The 17,818-nt window shown below is 50.5% G+C and carries 13 protein-coding genes; all 13 read right to left on the bottom strand.

From position 1 onward, the window contains the following. Positions 1–38 precede the first annotated feature (38 nt). Positions 39–1,331: an HlyC/CorC family transporter gene (locus ACXX82_RS13115; protein ID WP_322235397.1), complete on the bottom strand. Its 1,293-nt coding sequence runs from the start codon at positions 1,329–1,331 to the stop codon at positions 39–41. A 365-nt stretch (positions 1,332–1,696) separates the two neighbouring features. Then, positions 1,697–2,647 (bottom strand): octaprenyl diphosphate synthase, encoded by a 951-nt coding sequence (ispB, locus tag ACXX82_RS13120; RefSeq protein ID WP_322240401.1) that lies wholly within the window; start codon positions 2,645–2,647, stop codon positions 1,697–1,699. Between the two features lie 253 nt (positions 2,648–2,900). Then, a complete protein-coding gene (locus ACXX82_RS13125) occupies positions 2,901–5,255 on the bottom strand; it encodes a Tex family protein (protein ID WP_322235400.1) in 2,355 nt (784 codons plus the stop codon). A 274-nt stretch (positions 5,256–5,529) separates the two neighbouring features. Continuing rightward, the gene (gene prmC / locus ACXX82_RS13130; RefSeq protein WP_322235402.1) at positions 5,530–6,507 is read right to left on the bottom strand and encodes a peptide chain release factor N(5)-glutamine methyltransferase; all 978 of its coding nucleotides are present in this window, start codon (positions 6,505–6,507) and stop codon (positions 5,530–5,532) included. Continuing rightward, positions 6,504–7,001 (bottom strand): disulfide bond formation protein B, encoded by a 498-nt coding sequence (locus ACXX82_RS13135; protein ID WP_322235403.1) that lies wholly within the window; start codon positions 6,999–7,001, stop codon positions 6,504–6,506. The genes prmC and ACXX82_RS13135 overlap by 4 nt, the downstream gene beginning before the upstream one ends. A 318-nt stretch (positions 7,002–7,319) precedes the next feature. After that, entirely contained in the window at positions 7,320–8,402 is a 1,083-nt protein-coding gene (prfA, locus tag ACXX82_RS13140) for a peptide chain release factor 1 (RefSeq protein ID WP_322235405.1), read from the bottom strand. 121 nt (positions 8,403–8,523) lie between these two features. Next, a complete protein-coding gene (gene hemA, locus ACXX82_RS13145; protein WP_322235408.1) occupies positions 8,524–9,840 on the bottom strand; it encodes a glutamyl-tRNA reductase in 1,317 nt (438 codons plus the stop codon). A gap of 197 nt (positions 9,841–10,037) precedes the next feature. Beyond that, positions 10,038–12,539, bottom strand: a complete 2,502-nt coding sequence (locus ACXX82_RS13150; protein ID WP_458563061.1) for a CHASE2 domain-containing protein — start codon at positions 12,537–12,539, stop codon at positions 10,038–10,040. Between the two features lie 38 nt (positions 12,540–12,577). Continuing rightward, a complete protein-coding gene (locus tag ACXX82_RS13155) occupies positions 12,578–14,317 on the bottom strand; it encodes a FecR domain-containing protein (protein ID WP_458563062.1) in 1,740 nt (579 codons plus the stop codon). Between the two features lie 45 nt (positions 14,318–14,362). Then, positions 14,363–15,052 carry a response regulator transcription factor gene (locus ACXX82_RS13160; RefSeq protein WP_322235416.1) on the bottom strand — a complete coding sequence of 230 codons (690 nt, stop codon included), beginning with the start codon at positions 15,050–15,052 and terminating at the stop codon, positions 14,363–14,365. A gap of 462 nt (positions 15,053–15,514) precedes the next feature. Then, positions 15,515–15,766 carry a cell division topological specificity factor MinE gene (minE, locus tag ACXX82_RS13165; RefSeq protein ID WP_322235418.1) on the bottom strand — a complete coding sequence of 84 codons (252 nt, stop codon included), beginning with the start codon at positions 15,764–15,766 and terminating at the stop codon, positions 15,515–15,517. A gap of 1 nt (position 15,767) precedes the next feature. Next, positions 15,768–16,583 carry a septum site-determining protein MinD gene (gene minD / locus ACXX82_RS13170; protein ID WP_205322277.1) on the bottom strand — a complete coding sequence of 272 codons (816 nt, stop codon included), beginning with the start codon at positions 16,581–16,583 and terminating at the stop codon, positions 15,768–15,770. 29 nt (positions 16,584–16,612) lie between these two features. Next, positions 16,613–17,404: a septum site-determining protein MinC gene (gene minC, locus ACXX82_RS13175; RefSeq protein ID WP_322235421.1), complete on the bottom strand. Its 792-nt coding sequence runs from the start codon at positions 17,402–17,404 to the stop codon at positions 16,613–16,615. Between the last annotated feature and the right edge of the window lie 414 nt (positions 17,405–17,818).

The raw sequence follows: 17,818 nt of genomic DNA on the forward strand, positions 1-17,818 counted from the left end.
CCATGCGAAGAGTTGCATGCTTTATAACGCGGGATGGGCTATTTGCTGCGTAAGTGGTTGGCAGGACGAATGAGCTTGGCGACCTTGATTGCCTGATTCTGTACTTGCGTGATTTCGATCACACAACCAGAAATTTTGACGCTGACGGTATTTTCAGGAATATCCTGAAGCCATTCGAGTACCAACCCATTGAGTGTTTTAGGTCCGTCGATCGGAAAGTTTAAGCCCAGACGTTTGTTGATATCACGCAACGATGTGACGCCCTCAAGACGGCATTCACCTTTATCATTCCAACCAAAACTATCAGCGCGCGCGGCACCTGGTTTGGAGGTTGTGAACTCGCCGATCATTTCTTCGATAATATCTTCTAGTGTTACCAGGCCATGCACTTCACCATATTCATCAACGACGATTCCGAGGCGCTCATGGTTTTCTTGAAAGTATTGCAATTGGGTAAAGACGTCGGTGCCTTCCGGTACGAAATACGGCGGTGTTAGCAGTGCGCGAAAATGGTCAACGGTGAGTTCGTCCTCTTGGTTGAGGAGTGCCATTGCCTTGCGCACGTGCAAAATGCCAACGATCTGGTTGATTTCACCTTCATATACCGGCAATTTGTTGTGATAACAGGTTGTTAATTGATGCTGAATTTCCTCTACCGAAACCGATAGATTCAATGCTTCGACCTGTGCTCGGGGTGTCATCACATCTTCGACCGAGATTTTTTCGAGATCGAACAGATTTAATAGAATGCTTTTATGTTTTTGCGGCATAAAATTGCCGCCCTCTAGAACGATTGAACGCAACTCTTCCGGCGATACACGCAAATCCTGAGCGTGCTTGCCGGTCTTGATGCGCAATACTTTTAATATGCCGGATACAAATAAGTTGACGAACCAGATAATGGGTTTAACCAACGTCATTAAGGGTTTCAGTATGAAGCTGGTGAAAAGGGCGATACGCTCGGGATAGGTCGCGCCAATGACTTTGGGTGTGATTTCACCAAATACAATTAACAGGAACGCAACGCAAGCGGTCGCGATGGTGATGACTTTTTGGTGATTGCCAAATGTATTGATGGCAATGGCAGTCACCAACGCCGTGGCAAGCGCGTTCACCAACGTATTGATGATGAGAATAAGGGATAACAGTTTGTCGGTGCGGTCAAGCAACCACATTGTGGTAGTCGCCGCTTTGCTTCCACGTTTGGAAAGGTGCCGCAGACGATGTTTGTTGGCCGCCATCAGCGCTGTTTCCGACATGGCGAAAAAAGCCGACAATAAAATTAGTAAACCAAGTGCAAGAAATTGCACCCATAAGGGAACGGCATCCAAAGGGTCACCGTATAAGGTATGTGGAAGGGAAAGTAGAGATGGTCATTTTTACATGGAGTGAAAGATGTTGAGTTAAAAAAGCAACTCTTTTCTTGAGGTCGGATTACATACAAACACATTATGCGATCCAGAACTTCACTCCGGTATTCCTTATTTTCCTGAATGGATACTACTTGTTGTGATAGCACTGGTGAGACGCTTTGAGCGCACTTCTTGGTTGCTTCTTTACCGCTTACGGAGTCTGACTTAATGACTGAACTCGTTGCTTCAACGCATTGTTAAACTTAATGTTTTTACTTGGTTTTCAACTCAGTTACTTAATCAACTCAGTTACTTAGCTCAGTTATGTAACTGCGCTAATTAGCTCAATGATTGCGGTCCACTGCAAACGACGCTAACTCTAGCAACGAGGTTTTATATTCGCTCTCTGGCAGCTTTGCAATCGCAGCGGTGGCTAGCTGTGCTGATTTTTTCGCTTCGGCTCGCGTGTAATCGAGCGCTCCAGAATTTGTTATTGCTGAAAGAATAGCATCAAAATGTTGCTCGTCGCCATTTTCGATGCAACTGCGTACCAGCGCGCGCTGCTCGCCGTTGCCATGCTGCATTAAATAGATCAGTGGAAGGGTGGGTTTGCCTTCGCGCAAATCGTCTCCCACATTTTTTCCGATATCTGCCGCATTGCCAGAATAATCAAGCACGTCGTCAATGAGTTGGAAAGCCGTGCCCAGTGAGCGGCCGTATTCGCCCGCCGCGTCAATTGCACTATCATTTGCACCCGCAATGAGCGCGCCTATTTGGGCTGCCGCTTCAAATAACTTTGCAGTTTTGGAGCGAATAACTTGCAGATAGCGCTCTTCACTGACATCCGGATTGTGCATGTTTAACAATTGCAGCACTTCACCTTCTGCGATGACATTGGTGGCATCAGCGACGATTTGCATGACGCGTGGATTGCTGACATCAACCATCATCTGGAAAGCGCGAGAGTACAAAAAGTCTCCCACGAGGACCGACGCAGCATTACCAAACATCGCATTCGCAGTTTTGCGACCACGGCGCAACGATGATTCATCGACTACATCGTCATGTAGCAGGGTCGCGGTATGGATGAATTCGATGACTGCGGCGAGTTCATGGTGCTTGCACCCCTCATAACCAAACGCTTGTGCCATCAGAAGTACCAGCACGGGACGCAGGCGTTTGCCGCCAGCACTGATGATGTATTCAGCAATCTGGTTGACCAAAGGAACTTCGGAATGCAATTTTTCACGAATGACCGCATTAACCGCTTCCATATCGGTCAGGATCGGGTTCATGATGGACTGCTGAGTTGGAATATTGAGAGCGACGGACAAAATAAAGACCTGTTCGTAATCGTTAAAATCGTAAATGCCAACATTATACGACGTCAGCCTTGGAAGGCTGCTTCGTTTATGCATCATGGACTTATTTTGGCACTATTTAGGTGTAATACTTGTTGTGCGCGATGAAGTTGGGCAGAGCAATTTGCACACTCCGCGTCCATTTTCATCAGCCAAAGTCTGGCGTTACCATCCGCCAGACCCGGACTCAGCCCTTCAATTTGGCGAATGCCGCAGCCATCGCGCTATTTGCCGATGCGGCAACTGGTGCGGATTGTTGTCGTTGATGCTGGGAAAGACGTTTGGCGTCGTTACGGTCCCCGCGTTGTTCCGGTTTGCTACCCGGCACCGGCGCACTATCATCCAATCGCATGGTTAACGCAATTCGTTTACGCTTTTCGTCGATTTCCAGTACTTTCACCTTCACGACTTGTCCGGCTTTCACCACGCTGTGCGGATCTTTGACGAAGGTGTTGGATAATGCAGATATATGGACTAATCCATCCTGATGCACGCCGATGTCTACAAATGCGCCGAACGCTGCAACGTTGGTGACAACGCCCTCTAATATCATGTCTGGGCGCAGATCGCGCATTTCTTCTACGCCATCTTTGAAAGTGGCGGTGGTGAACTCAGGGCGGGGATCGCGACCTGGTTTTTCCAGCTCTTTGAGGATGTCGGTAATAGTCGGTACGCCAAATTTCTCGTCGGCGTATTTGGCGGGATTGAGCGATTTCAATAGTTTGTCGTCGCCAATGACGCCTTTCACATCCTTTTTGATGTCGGCCAGAATTTTTTCGACCAACGGATACGATTCAGGATGAACTGCGGACGCATCGAGTGGGTTATTGCCGTTCATAACGCGCAAGAATCCGGCGGCTTGCTCAAATGTTTTATCGCCAAGACGAGGCACTTCGCGCAAACCGGCGCGTGAGGTGAACATCCCTTTCATGTCGCGATAAGTCACAATACTTTGCGCGACGCTGGAATTGAGGCCAGATACGCGGGCCAGCAATGGTGCGGATGCCGTATTTACGTCAACCCCGACCGCATTCACGCAATCCTCGACCACAGCGTCAAGCGAACGCGCCAATTGGGTTTGACCTACATCATGCTGATATTGCCCAACGCCAATTGATTTTGGATCTATTTTGACCAGTTCGGCCAACGGATCTTGTAGGCGACGGGCAATCGACACCGCACCGCGTATCGATACATCCATGTCTGGTAGTTCGCGTGAAGCGAATTCGGATGCTGAGTAGACCGATGCGCCAGCTTCTGAAACAACGATTTTGGTCAACTTGAGTTCAGGGCGTAGTTTGATCAAGTCCTGCGCGAGCTTATCGGTTTCACGCGAGGCTGTGCCGTTTCCGATCGAAATCAGCGAAACGTTATGTTTTTCCGCCAGTTGCGACAAGGTGTGCAGCGAACCTTCCCAGTCGTTACGTGGTTGATGGGGGTAGATCGTGCTGGTGCCGACTACTTTGCCAGTGGCATCGACAATCGCGACTTTTACGCCGGTACGCAATCCTGGATCGAGGCCCATGGTGGCGCGTGGTCCGGCTGGTGCAGCCAACAAAAGCGCCTTCAAATTGAGCGCGAAAACGTGGATGGCCTCGACTTCGGCTTTTTCGCGCAGGTTGGTCATCAGCTCTGTTTCCAGATGCATGAAGACTTTGACGCGCCAGGCCCAACGTACGGTGTCGGATAACCATTTATCGGCGGGACGATTTTTGTTACTGATACCGAAACGCGCGGCAATACGCCCTTCGCAGGGATTGTGTGGTGCGTCCCACTTTGGCTTTTCTTCCTCGGTATTGAGTCGCAAGACCACGTTCAGCATCTCTTCACGCCGCCCACGGAACAACGCCAGCGCGCGGTGTGATGGAATGGTGCCGATGGTTTCGGAGTAGTCAAAATAGTCTGCGAATTTTTCGCCAGCGTCTTGTTTGCCTTCGATCACTTTAGATTCGACTACGCCGTGCTCTGTCAGATATTCGCGCAAGGCTTGCAGCAGCGATGCATCTTCAGCAAAACGCTCCATCAGAATTTGACGTGCGCCGTCAAGCGCAACCTTGGCATCGGCGACGCCGGGATTGTCGCCATTGTCGGTGCTGAAAGCGGGCTTGAAATATTTAATCGCCTCCTCTTCCGGTAGCAATTCTGGATTGGATAACAGCGCATCGGCCAATTCGGTCAAACCGGCTTCAGCCGCGATCTGAGCTTTGGTGCGGCGTTTTAATTTGTACGGTAAGTACAGATCTTCGAGACGGGTTTTGTCTTCCGCCAACGAGATGGCGCTCAGCAATGCCGGTGTCATCTTTCCCTGTTCCTCAATCGAACTCAGGATAGCGGCACGGCGTGCCTCGAGCTCGCGCAGATAGCGCAGACGCTCTTCCAGGAGGCGCAACTGAATGTCATCGAGGCCGCCAGTGGCTTCTTTGCGGTAACGGGCAATAAATGGCACCGTCGCACCTTCATCCAGCAGGGTGACAGCAGCGGCTACTTGGGCTGGTTTGGCAGCGAGTTCTAGGGCAAGACGTTGTTCGATCGAAGGCAGCATGGGTGTCTAGAGAATCAGATTCAGGCGTTGGACAAGAAAGCGATCATACGCAATTCAGATAAATTCGCTAGTCTTGACAAGCTTAAAAACATGGTTTTTGTAAAAAGATGATGAGAATTGGGAATGAAATACGAGTAGTTACGTGCTTTAGTCTCCGTGAGCGCCCCACAAGGGATGTTCATTTGCTATTTTCTTACGGCAAGTATATTTATAAAATTTAATCTGCCTGTATAAAATGCGGGTCGAGCATTTGGACGTAATGTTCGCGCTTTTTTCAATCGGGGTTTGGCGTGATTGGTTCATGTCTTATCTCGGCTGCGCTTTTTAAGCGCCCGCCGCTGACACGTGCAATCCCGGCTAAATCCTGCCAACTTTGTATCGCTTCAAACGGCAGCGTCTGCAATAACGCGATGACGGCTTCGGCCTGATCATAGCCGTGCTCCATGAGCAACCATCCGCCTTGATTTAAATGGTCCGACGCATTGTTAGCGATGATGCGCAAGGCGCTTAGTCCATCTGCATGATCGGTAAGTGCGTTAAGCGGTTCAAAGCGCAGATCGCCTTGCGAGAGATGGCGGTCGCCCTCAACAATATAAGGCGGATTTGCGACGATCATGTCAAAACGCTGAGGCGTTGATTTGCCTAGTGCATCTGATGTATTTAGGGCCGCGTACCAGTCGCTATGTACCAGATTGAATTTGTCGGCACGTAAAGCCAAATGGCGCGCAGCATTGCGGCGTGCGACCGCTAACGCTTCGATGCTGACATCAACTGCCGTGACCTGCACATGCGTGCGCGTAGCCGCAATAGCGATAGCAATAGCGCCAGAACCGGTGCCGAGATCTAAGACGGTTTGAGGCGTGATGTTCTGACTTGGTTGTGCATCGGTCAGGCGTTCTAACGCCAGCTCTACCAACAATTCGGTGTCTGGGCGGGGAATCAAAACGTCTGGCGTCACTTCCAGCATGAGTCCAAAAAATTCCCGTTCACCGAGAATGTAAGCAATCGGCTCGCCCTCCATGCGGCGACGGAACAGCTGCGTTAAAAGCGCCGCTTGCTGAGCGTCGACGCTACGCTGATCTTGTGTGATCAGTTGTGTGCGGGTAAGACCTAGCGCGTGCATGATCAGCAGGCGATTCTCGAGCGGTTCCAGTGGCGCGGTTTTAAGAATCCCCGCAACGCTGAAACCGTGCTCGATAGCGAATGCCGTTTGGGATGATGCGGACGGCGTCGTTTGTTGCTTATCAGTCATTCAAAATCGCCGTGGTTAGTGCGTTTGAGCAAAACTTTACCCAATATAACGGTCAATACGACAAACCAGAACAACGACCATTGCGGAATGGATAAACCGAGAATTGCATCGTAAGAAGCCGAGCATAAGGCCCAGGCGTCGACTTTAAAGACGGATGGCAACAGGGTGGCGGTCGGCAATGCGTTTAACGGGGCTTCCAGCGCGTCACGACCACAAGTCGTTGCAGGGTGCGCAATAACCCACAGATGCCAGCCCGCGGTTGCAGCACCACCAAGACCCGCGATCATGCCGATCGCCGCACTGGCTTTACGAATACTGTCGGGCATGCTGGCCGAAACCAGACAAATCAATGCGATGATCGCAAAGGCGTAACGCTGGATCACACAAAGAGGGCACGGCTGCATGTCTTTAACATGTTGCAAATAGAGGGCGGCGCCGATCAGTGCAAGGGCGATAAAAGCGACGGCTAGCAAAATGTGTTTAGATGATTTCATTTTTTTATTGAGGATGGTTAATGTCGATCAACGCATTACAGGCGTGGTGTGTTCGTAGCGTATTGCTTTGAAACCTTGAAGCGGTGATACAACCCAATTTAATATTCATACTCAGACTTGGAACTCTACAGCGGCATTTGGTTGCATTTTGTCATGCATCAGTATAAATCAGCTTACCTTAAAGGTGACTCTAAAAACCTTAACGAGCGGATTTTTCACCCCGCCGGGCAAGGCCGGATTGCAGCGTCCTGCGAAGAAGTGAATTCGACTGATCGCAGGCTGCGCCTCCGACATGCCAGCTTGGTTTGAGTGTTTGTTTTATCGTTCGTCAGCCAGGGCGGCCAGCAATTCAGCCTGATGTTCGGCTGCCAGCGCATTGCTTAATTCTTCAAGATCGCCATCCATGATGTGGTCGAGTTTGTATAACGTCAGGTTGATACGGTGATCCGTCATGCGTCCTTGCGGAAAATTGTAAGTGCGTATCCGCTCGCTACGATCCCCGGAGCCGATCAGCGATTTGCGGGTTGCGGCTTCTTTCGATTGTTGTTCGCGCAACTGGCCATCTTTGATGCGAGCGGCCAGGACTTTTAGCGCGGACGCCTTATTTTTGTGCTGGCTACGATCATCCTGACATTCGACCACGATTCCGGTGGGGAGATGCGTGATACGGACCGCCGAGTCGGTCTTGTTAATATGCTGACCACCAGCACCGGATGCGCGATAGGTATCGATACGGATATCTGCCGGATTGATCGCGATGTCTGCAACTTCATCTGCTTCCGGCATGATCGCTACGGTACAAGCGGAGGTGTGAATTCGGCCCTGCGTTTCCGTGGTTGGTACGCGTTGCACACGATGCCCGCCTGACTCAAATTTCAGTTTGGAGTAAGCGCCAAATCCAACCAGGCGCACGATTACCTCTTTGTAACCGCCGACTTCGGAATCCGATGCCGATACCATTTCGATCTGCCAGCGATTGCGTTCTGCAAAACGCGTGTACATGCGCAATAAATCTCCCGCAAAGAGAGCTGACTCATCGCCGCCGGTACCTGCCCGAATTTCCAGAAAGATATTGCGTTCGTCGTTAGGGTCTTTTGGCAGCAACATTTTTTGTAAATCTGCTTCCAGTTGCTCCATGCGAGATTTGGCGCTATTGATTTCTTCTTGCGCAAATTCGCGCATGTCAGGGTCCGATAGCATGCCCATGCCGGTCTGGACATCAGCATCGGCTTGCGTATAGCTTAAATACAGAGCAACTAACGGCCCCAACTCCGCGTGTTCACGCGACAGCTTACGATAGCTGTCCATGTTGGAAGTCGCTTCTTCCTGATTTAACAGATCGTTAACCTCGACCAGTCGATTCGACAATTGGTCAAGCTTGGCAAGCATTGATGGCTTCATAGCGTACTTTGGTGGCTTGCAACGAGGGAATCGCTGCGGATGGTGAGCAAAAAAGATATTGTGCAAAAACAGGATGTGCCGACTCAATATGCTGAGTGGCAGACGATAGCGGATGGCTTCGCTAACGCTTGCTGCGGAATAGTTGTGGCAGCAGGACTGCGAGGCGAGCACGTTCGTCGCCTTGTGCATTGTGCAGCGCTTGTTGTGGTCCGTGCAGAAATTTGGCAGCGAGACCTTTAGACAGTGCCTCAAGAACGGTATCGATGTCCTCACCTTTGGCGAGCATCTTGCGTGCCCGTTCCAACTCCAGCATTCGCATTAACTCACTGCTTTCATGCAGATCCTGAATCACAGGGACAACAGCGCGCGTGTCGATCCAGTGCATGAAGGATTGCACGCGGGTTTCGATAATGGCTTCGGCTTGCGATACAGCGGCCAGACGACTTTCCATACCGGTCTGGACGACGGAGGCCAGATCATCCACCGTGTATAAAAATACGTCGTCAAGGCGACCAACTTCACTTTCGATATCACGCGGTACGGCCAGATCGAGCATAAACATCGGTTTGTGGCGACGCGCTTTGACCGCGCGTTCCACCATGCCTAAACCGATAATCGGCAGCGACGACGCAGTACATGAAATAATGATGTCGTAGTTGCCTAACTGATCTGGCAAGTCGGCCAGGCGTAGCGCTTGACCGCTAAAGCGATGCGCCAATATTTCAGCACGGTCAAGCGTACGATTTGCCACGGTCAGAGTTTTTGGATTCTGCGCGGCAAAATGCGTGGCGCATAATTCAATCATTTCTCCCGCACCGATAAACAGCACGTTCTGACCTGAAATGGCGTCGAAAATCCGTTCCGACATGCGTACAGCAGCGGCAGCCATTGAGACGCTGTGCGCGCCTATTTGGGTAGTGCTGCGAACCTCTTTTGCGACAGCAAAAGTGCGTTGAAATAATTGATGTAAATAAGTCCCAAGGCCACCGACGGCTTCCGCATGGCGCACAGCATCCTTCATCTGACCGAGGATTTGCGGTTCGCCCAGCACCATTGAATCCAATCCGGACGCGACGCGAAAAGCGTGACGTGCCGCGTGGTCATGCGGCAATGTATACAAATGCGGACGCAGATCAGCGTATGAAAGCTTGTGATAATGCGCCAGAAAATGCGCGGTGGAATCAATTGCCGTGTCAATGTTGCGGGCTTCGTTCGTCCCGATTACGCTGCCGGACAGGTCACTTGCGGCATATAACTCGGTACGATTGCACGTCGATAAAATCGCTGCTTCGTCTGTGACACCGGACGCGCTGTTGTCACTAAACCATGCACGCGCCGCCGTAACTGCCTGACCAATCTGGTCAGCAGGGAAAGCCACCTGTTCGCGCAATGAAACGGGCGCGGTGGTGTGGTTAAGTCCGACGGCTAGCAAGTGCATTTTGGTAACAACTCAAGAGGAAAGAAGGGGACTCTTTATAGCTCGACATTATACCCCGCAGCGTGGCTGTTGAGATTAAGTGCGCATTTCTTGATGGAATGATAATAATATACAAGAATTGATTGCCAACGAACATGGGACGCTCCCGGCAAATTAAGCCCCGAAATGTTTTTTGGCGCAACAAAATATCCCTTTAGTCAGACTGTCGACAAGGGCAAGATAATGGTAAATGTGGTGCCTTCGCCAACAACACTGCAAAAAGATAACGTGCCGAAATGGCGTTCGATCACTGTTTTGACGAATACAAGGCCAAGCCCTACGCCGTCTGTTTTAGGTTGGTCAGGAATGTTGACGCGCTGAAAACGTTGAAATAATTTTGCCTGATCGGCGGCCGCAATGCCATAGCCTTGATCCTGCACCTGGCAAATGACGTGCAAAGGTGTGCCGTCGGATCCCTTTTCTACACTGTAGAGCAGGCTACACGTGATGGTCGTTCCTGCGGAACTGTAGTTGACCGCGTTAGAAATCAGATTGCACAAGGCGCGCGCCATCAAGGAGCGGTCAATTTTAGTAATAAATTCGCCCTCCGCGATCTTTGTAATCAAGGTGATTTTTTTGTTATTGGCTAGTGTCCACATTTCGTCGCTAGCATCCAAAACAACGTCTTGAAAGTCGACTTCTTCAAGCCGATAAGACTCTGATTCAGCGCGTGCCAGTTGGACAAAGTTATCGGCCAGTCCCAAGGTTTTGCGGGAGGCGCGCTCGATTCTGGAGAAAAATTCCTCTTGAGGTAACGCTGAAGACGGGTCACTTTGTAGTTCCAATAACGCTAAAATTGATGCTTGTGGTGCACGCATATCGTGCGATAAAAAGCGTAACGTTTCATCCCGGCTGCGCTCTGCGGCACGAATACTGGAGATGTCCACGATACTGACAATCCAGCCGCTAAGAATCTGTCTGGCCGAATAGCAGGGCGCACTCTTGATTAATAAATCGCGTCCTTTTTGGTCTTGAACGGAAGTGCCATTTGCGAGAGCGGGCTGATACTGGATGTCAAGCAAATCGGGCCACGAGAACGGATGATGCGGCGCGGTTTCAAATGACGGTGGTGATGCGATGTAAGAAAACAATGGCGGCAGGTTTGCGCCGTAAATGTTATGGATGTTCAATGTTGCGAAGTAATCATTGGCCACCCGATTGACGACAACGATGCGACCATCAATAGTGGTGATCAATGTTGCGTCCGGCAAACTATCGAGATTGTCAGAAATGAACTGGCGTAAGTCGCGCACCCTGCGCGCCGCGGTGCGCATCGCGTTGATACGCTGTTCGAGTACGTCTTCACCTTGATAAAGTACGTTGCCGGGAAGGATTGCTTCGGGTAATAAATGCGGCTCCTGATCTAGCAGCATAAATTCTTGTCCGAGGTAGGAAATAGCTGCTTCCAAACGACACCAACTCCACAGCGGATAGGTTAGCCCCGTACCTATCAGGGCTGCACTGGGTGCGACCCACAATCCATGGGTGAACATGAAGTAGCTGGCCGCGACGGTGGTCGCCATCAGTACGGCGGTCAGGAATAAGGAAAAGCGAGGGGTGAGCAGCAAGTAACTGAATAACGCGAGCAATACCGGGAGTATGCTCAATAAGGTAGTCTGGAGGGTTGGCGCGATGTTTATGGATCTGTGGTCCAGCAAACTGGCTAAAATATTGGCGTTGATCTCGATACCCGGCATGACCCCCGATGTTCCCGAAACAGGTGTGGGAAAAGCGTCCGCCATGCCGACCGCCGTGGCGCCTATCAAGACGTATTTATCTTTAAAAAAATCTTTTGGCACCTCGCCTTTGAGGACCGAAACATATGGAACCGAGCGGAATAGTCCAGAGCCGCCCGCGTAAGGAATATGCATTTGATAGTCGCGTTGCCATTGTCCCGCCGCCACCGTGGGGCCGTTTGCATCCGTCGATCCTTTTAAGTTGTTGTCGACGCTGCTGTCCTTGCCAAGGGGATCAAGAGGATGATTGTCATGCCGGCCTGCGCTTAGATGCGCACCAGGCAATTCGCCGCGAGAATCGGTCACCGCTTGCCCGCCAATGTCAGCTAAAGCCAGCGCAAAGTGTGACCACCAAATGCCATTTTGGCCCTCTTTTAGAAATACGCTGCGTGCCACCCCATCTTTATCAAGCTCCAGATCAATATGACCAATGGCGCGTGTAGTGTGCAGAAATTCCGGGATGGGCAACAGGCTTGTGACGCCACTTCCCATCATCGCCGTGACCATCGGCAACACGACCTTATTGCTGGCCTGTAAAGCCTGCGATAGTGCTGCGTCATTATTGGGTGAGGTGGCAGTCGTGAGCGCTTCAGGCTCCGTCATGATCACGTCCACACCAATTGCTTTTGGTCTGGCCTGCATGATCGTGTTGATAACCTGCGCATGCAGAGTGCGCTGCCATGGCCAACGTCCAAGTTGGGAAATACTGTAATCGTCAATTCCGACAATAATAATGTCATCGCGCGCGGGACGCGAATTGAAGCGCATAAATTGGTCATAAAGCGGAAGATCAAGTTGCATCAAACCGTTTTGATAGCCGAGCGCCGCAGTGAGCGAGAGTAATGCGATGGTGAGCGCCAGCCATTGACGTAACGCTACCCGTTTAACATTGCCAATGAAGGCACTGCTGGTCGGTTCGACCATTCTATGCTCCGAAATGGGTGGTTTCCGTTGGTGGCGTTTTAAAAGCCAGTTGGCGTGATACCACCTGTATTGATGAGCGGTGCACCGTCACTGGTTCTCCACAATCCGCCAATGACGATTTTTTGGGCTTCAGAAAACTCGCCAGTGTAGCCATCAGAATCAATCGCCTTGACGCGCACAAAGTAAATCCCGTTAGGCGGATTTGCGATCGAAATTTCCGGAGCTGTTGATTCTTGCGTCAAAAAAAGCGCCGTAAACGCAGCATCACGGGCTATTTCAATCACAAATGTTTGACCGGATTCCCCGTGCCACCTAAAAGCCAGTGTGCTGCCGGCTGGTTCAATTTTTGGTAGTTCCAATGGCGCCATCAGGGTAACCGCCTGCGCATCGCCGAAAGGACCCTGATCATCTTTGCCGTCTCGTGTCACCACGGTTGCGACGTGCCAGAAATAAGGACCAAGTGCCAATTTTGGTGGACTGAATTGCGCGGATGTCAGGGTCGCATCATCGCTGACCAGTTGTGTGAACTGGTCATCGGAGGCGATCTGGATATGATAATGAATGGCGTCGGGGACTTCGGACCAGCTTAAGGATGGATTGGCAATTCGCGCCTTTCCTTTTGGACCGATAGGAAAAGGAGGTTCCGGGCGGGCTTTGAGTTTGAATGCGGTGATGGATGGATAACCTTCGAGACCCTGATTGTCGATGGCGGTCACGCGTGCAAAATAGTTGCCGTCGATCAGCCCATCAAGTCTGATTTCAACGGTATCAGACTCTATTTCGGACAACGTATTCTGGAACGCCTGATCGGTCGCAATCTGTGCCCGATAGCGCCGCGCACCCTGCAATGGATCCACGGTAAGGCGCACGGTTGGTCGTTGCTGTAAAGCAGAGTTTCCCGTAAGCGTTGGCTCTGGAAGCAATGGCACTGCCTTGCTTACTGCTTGCGCATCGGTTATTGATCCTTGTCCAGCCTGTAAGGGCAATCCCGCAGGGCGATTGTTTTTGGCTACGGCAACGGCGCCATGCAACACCTCAGTTGCCATCTTGTTATCGCTGACATTGACCCTGAAATTGGTGCCACGAACGCCAGCAACGGCGAGTGGTGAGCGGACCTCAAAGCGTCCTTTATTTTCTTTCAGCGGGGATACCTGAGAATCAACGCGTCCACGTACAAGCGTAATCTCCGTAACCGGGCTTTGTGTGAACCGGGCGCTTCTTAAGTGGCTGAGTTTTATCTGACTGTTGGAGGGCAAAGCTACTCGTGAGTTGTCTGCAAGCGCCAGCGTGATAAAACTGTTGGGGCCAGTTTCAATGCGCGCACCCTCCTGAAGCGTTGTGTCAATTGCCAGGGGAATATCTTTTCCGTCGGCGGTATTTGCGCTAATAGCCCCCGAGAAAGCAACTATTCTTGCGCTAGCGGGAATTTGTTCCAGCAATGCCACAGGAATAAGGATCGGCGTGCCGATGGGAATGGTGCGTTCATTAGGAATTTTGTTGATCTTTTGGAGCGCAACCCAGTTACGACTCGTGGTCGTCAGGTACTCGGCAATCGTACTTAGCGTATCGCCTTTGCGTGCCCGATACGTGATGGTGGAGGGCGCAACACTGAATGAGTCAGCGTCTAATTTTATCGATGGAGCAGCAAAAACCGGTAAATAGGGGGCCGTTAATAACAACAATAAACTGCCTCGCCATAATTGCTCAAAATTCGTCTTTTGATCCGTCTTTTTTTTGGGGTTCCTGCTGTACGTCGGGTGTTCGATGTAATACTGCATTTTTTCTCCGACGACCGTTTTACGCGTGATTTGCGCATTCGCGCATTATTCCGACAGTTGTTCCAAACGATATCCGTAGCTATACACAGGTGCAAGTCGAAAACCGTTTTCTGGTCGTAATTGTAGCTTACTGCGAACCCGTGAAACGTGCGTATCCATCGTGCGCGAGGGAATGTCGATGTCACGCGACCACACTGCTTCGAGAATGTATGCACGCGATAGCGGACGACCCATGTTGCGGAAAAAAAGCAGCGCTAAATCGAATTCTTTTTGCGTAATTTCAATTGGCACGCTACTGACGGTCAGGCGTGCAGCGCGGGTTTCGAATATGTAGTGTCCGAACGTAATTTCCTCGCTCGCATTTTGAATGGGATAAGCGCGACGTAATAATGCTTGTACCCGCGCCACCAGTTCACCACGGCGGATAGGTTTGATCATGTAGTCGTCAGCACCAGCCGCGAGTCCGGCCACAATGTCATCCTCGCCAGAGCGACTGGTCATGAACAACACCGGCAGTTCGGGCGGCAATTTCTCTCGCACCCAGTGCAAGACTTCGGACCCACTGAGATCGGGCACTTGCCAATCGAGGATGAGCATGTCGTAGCTCTCTCGTCGCAACTGGCTCAAGATTTCTTTGCCGCTTTGAAAAGGATGGCAAACATGGCCGCTAGCGGTCAGGACTTGGCAAACCAGATCGGTTTGGCTCAAATCATCGTCAAGGACAGCAATTCTCATAGTTTTCTATTATTGGCTTAGTGTTAATTATTGTAAGCCAGTTAGAGCCGATAGCTTGGCCAGTATCCTGACTGCCGATGAAATAGCGAGTGTCCCTGCGTTTTCCCTAGTCTCAAGCTTCGCTGTTGTTGAGGTGTCGGCGGTAATGAGTTTATGTTAACACTTATCACTCTTTGATAGATGCTCTATATGAACATTTTTGTAGTGTACGTGTGGCATTGTGTACGTTTTCCACAGCTGCACTAACGCCATTATAGTAGAAATGTGAAATACTGAAAATTAACGCGTTACAATATTAACTCTATCGCAACATTATTCTGGGAGGTGACCTGAAGCGATATTTTTGGGGCGCTAATCGAGCAAAGCAGGCAACTTACGAGATCAATAGTGAGGAAATAGCGGACGCGACAGGCGTCCGCAGGTAAAGACTTGGCAGAGCGCTACTTGTAAAAGTAGATGGACTCAAATATCAGGCAGCACAACATTAACATCTAATATTTCCAGGTCACCTTGGCGATCCAGTGAAATTTTGATATCGCTGGCATTGACTTTTGTGTACTTGGAAATAACTTCAATTAATTCTTTATGGAGTGCCGGTAAAAAATCAGGACCTTGGCGACCGCTACGCTCACGTGCAATGATAATTTGCAGGCGCTCCTTAGCGGCAGATGCGCTTTTCGGTTGCTTGGTGAACAAGAACGAGAGTAGAGCCATATTACTTCCCTCCAAAGAGGCGCGAGAGCAAGCCCGGTTTTTGATAGTTGGCAAAGCGCAACGGCACGTCTTCGCCAAGGAAGCGGGAGACCACATCCTCGTAAGCCATAGCGACATCGCTACCTTTTACGTGGATGGCCGGGTTGCCTTGATTTGATGCGTGTAGCACCGCTTCTGACTCAGGAATAATACCGATCAAAGGAATGCGCAAAATATCCTGCACATCGGTATGAGATAACATCTCACCCGCTTCAACGCGCTTAGGTGAGTAGCGGGTAATGAGCAGATGTTCCTTGACTGGTTCTCCGCCATTTTGAGCGCGGCGCGACTTGGCCTGAATGATCCCCAAAATCCGGTCTGAATCACGCACCGACGATACTTCGGGATTGGTCACGATGACGGCTTCATCGGCGAAGGTCAGCGCCATTACCGCACCGCGTTCAATACCCGCTGGCGAGTCGCATACAATAAATTCAAAATCCATTTTTGCCAGATCGTTCAATACACGTTCAACGCCTTCTTCGGTCAGCGCGTCTTTGTCTCTGGTTTGTGATGCTGGAAGAATAAACAAGTTATCGCAATGTTTGTCTTTAATTAAGGCCTGATTAAGTGTTGCTTCGTTGTTAACTACATTGATCAGGTCATATACTACGCGTCGTTCGCAGCCCATGATCAGATCAAGATTGCGTAGGCCAACATCAAAATCCAGGACAGCAGTTTTATGACCGCGCATGGCCAGGCCTGAGGCAAAGCTGGCGCTGGATGTCGTCTTGCCGACGCCCCCTTTACCAGATGTTACAACGATGATTTTTGCCACGAAAACTCCTATTTTTTTAAGAATTAAAACTATGATCTGGAAGGCGAATTAAGTGATATCACATCAATTCGGTCGCCGTTAAGCTGAATTTGTGCCGCCTGTCCCTTCAATTCTGCAGGAAACCCATGTTCAAAGGTCCGATATACACCCGCTATCGATACCAGTTCAGGCTCCATCGCAGTGGCGAAAATACGTGCTTTGGTATCGCCGCTGGCACCCGCTAGCGCCCGGCCGCGCAAGGGCGCATAAACATGGATACTGCCATCTGCAATGATTTCGGCACCGTTATTGACCATCGCTGTAATGATCAGGTCGGAGCCACGGGCATAAATGCGTTGACCGGCGCGCACTGGCGTGTCGACGATCATGGGTTGCTGGAGTGGTGTAGCCGCCGATGTGGCTAGCGTCGCCGGAGGCTGGGATACCACCACCTCTGGGGCGTTTATAGTCAGCACCTCAGTCGGTTGGACAGCGGGGGCATTGGGTTCTGCTCTGGGCGCGATGACGGTATCAATACTGAGGCCATTCGCGATAATCGCAGGATGAATGGTATCCGGCGCATTGCGTACTGCAACTGCATTAAGTTGATACGTTTTCAGCAGTTTGACGAGGGCGCTCCATTCAATGTAGTCATTTGACTCGCCCAAAGCTGCGATGTCGATTACGGCAAATTCATTGTCAAAAAAGTCCGCATTGCCGCCGGTCATCTCTTTTAATGCGTCATCTAAAACGGCAAGATCCACGTCATGAAGAATGACTGAAACTGCTACCACCGTTGCTATCTTTATTTCAATTGGCTTGCGTGTCTTATTTTTGGGCATAAAGCAACAGATTGAATAAGCGAACCACAGTGCAACCAGAGGCCGCTAACGACTCGCAAATAGGGTTAGGAATCAGTTTGGCATGCATAAAAATAACGTATCCAAAAAAACTTGGAATGAACGATCTTACCAAATCTCCGCCCGATAGCAAAAAAAAGCTACGTCGGCGGTTGCCTCGCGACACATAAGTGGTAAACCCGCGACAAATCGAAGAAAAGCGCCGAACCTCAGATAATGTCCCGGTTATTGAAAGAAAATGAAAGATAAGGACCGTTTTATAGCCAACACAGGAAGCGTTTGTTGGCTATTTAACGGGGCAATGGCTCACGCCTTTTTATTTCTTGTAGCCGTTGCCTGTTTTGATAGAAAGCGGCAAGCAATGGCGATTTTGTTATGAATAGCGTCTATGCGTAG

It is taken from the genome of Glaciimonas sp. GNP009, from assembly GCF_054343755.1.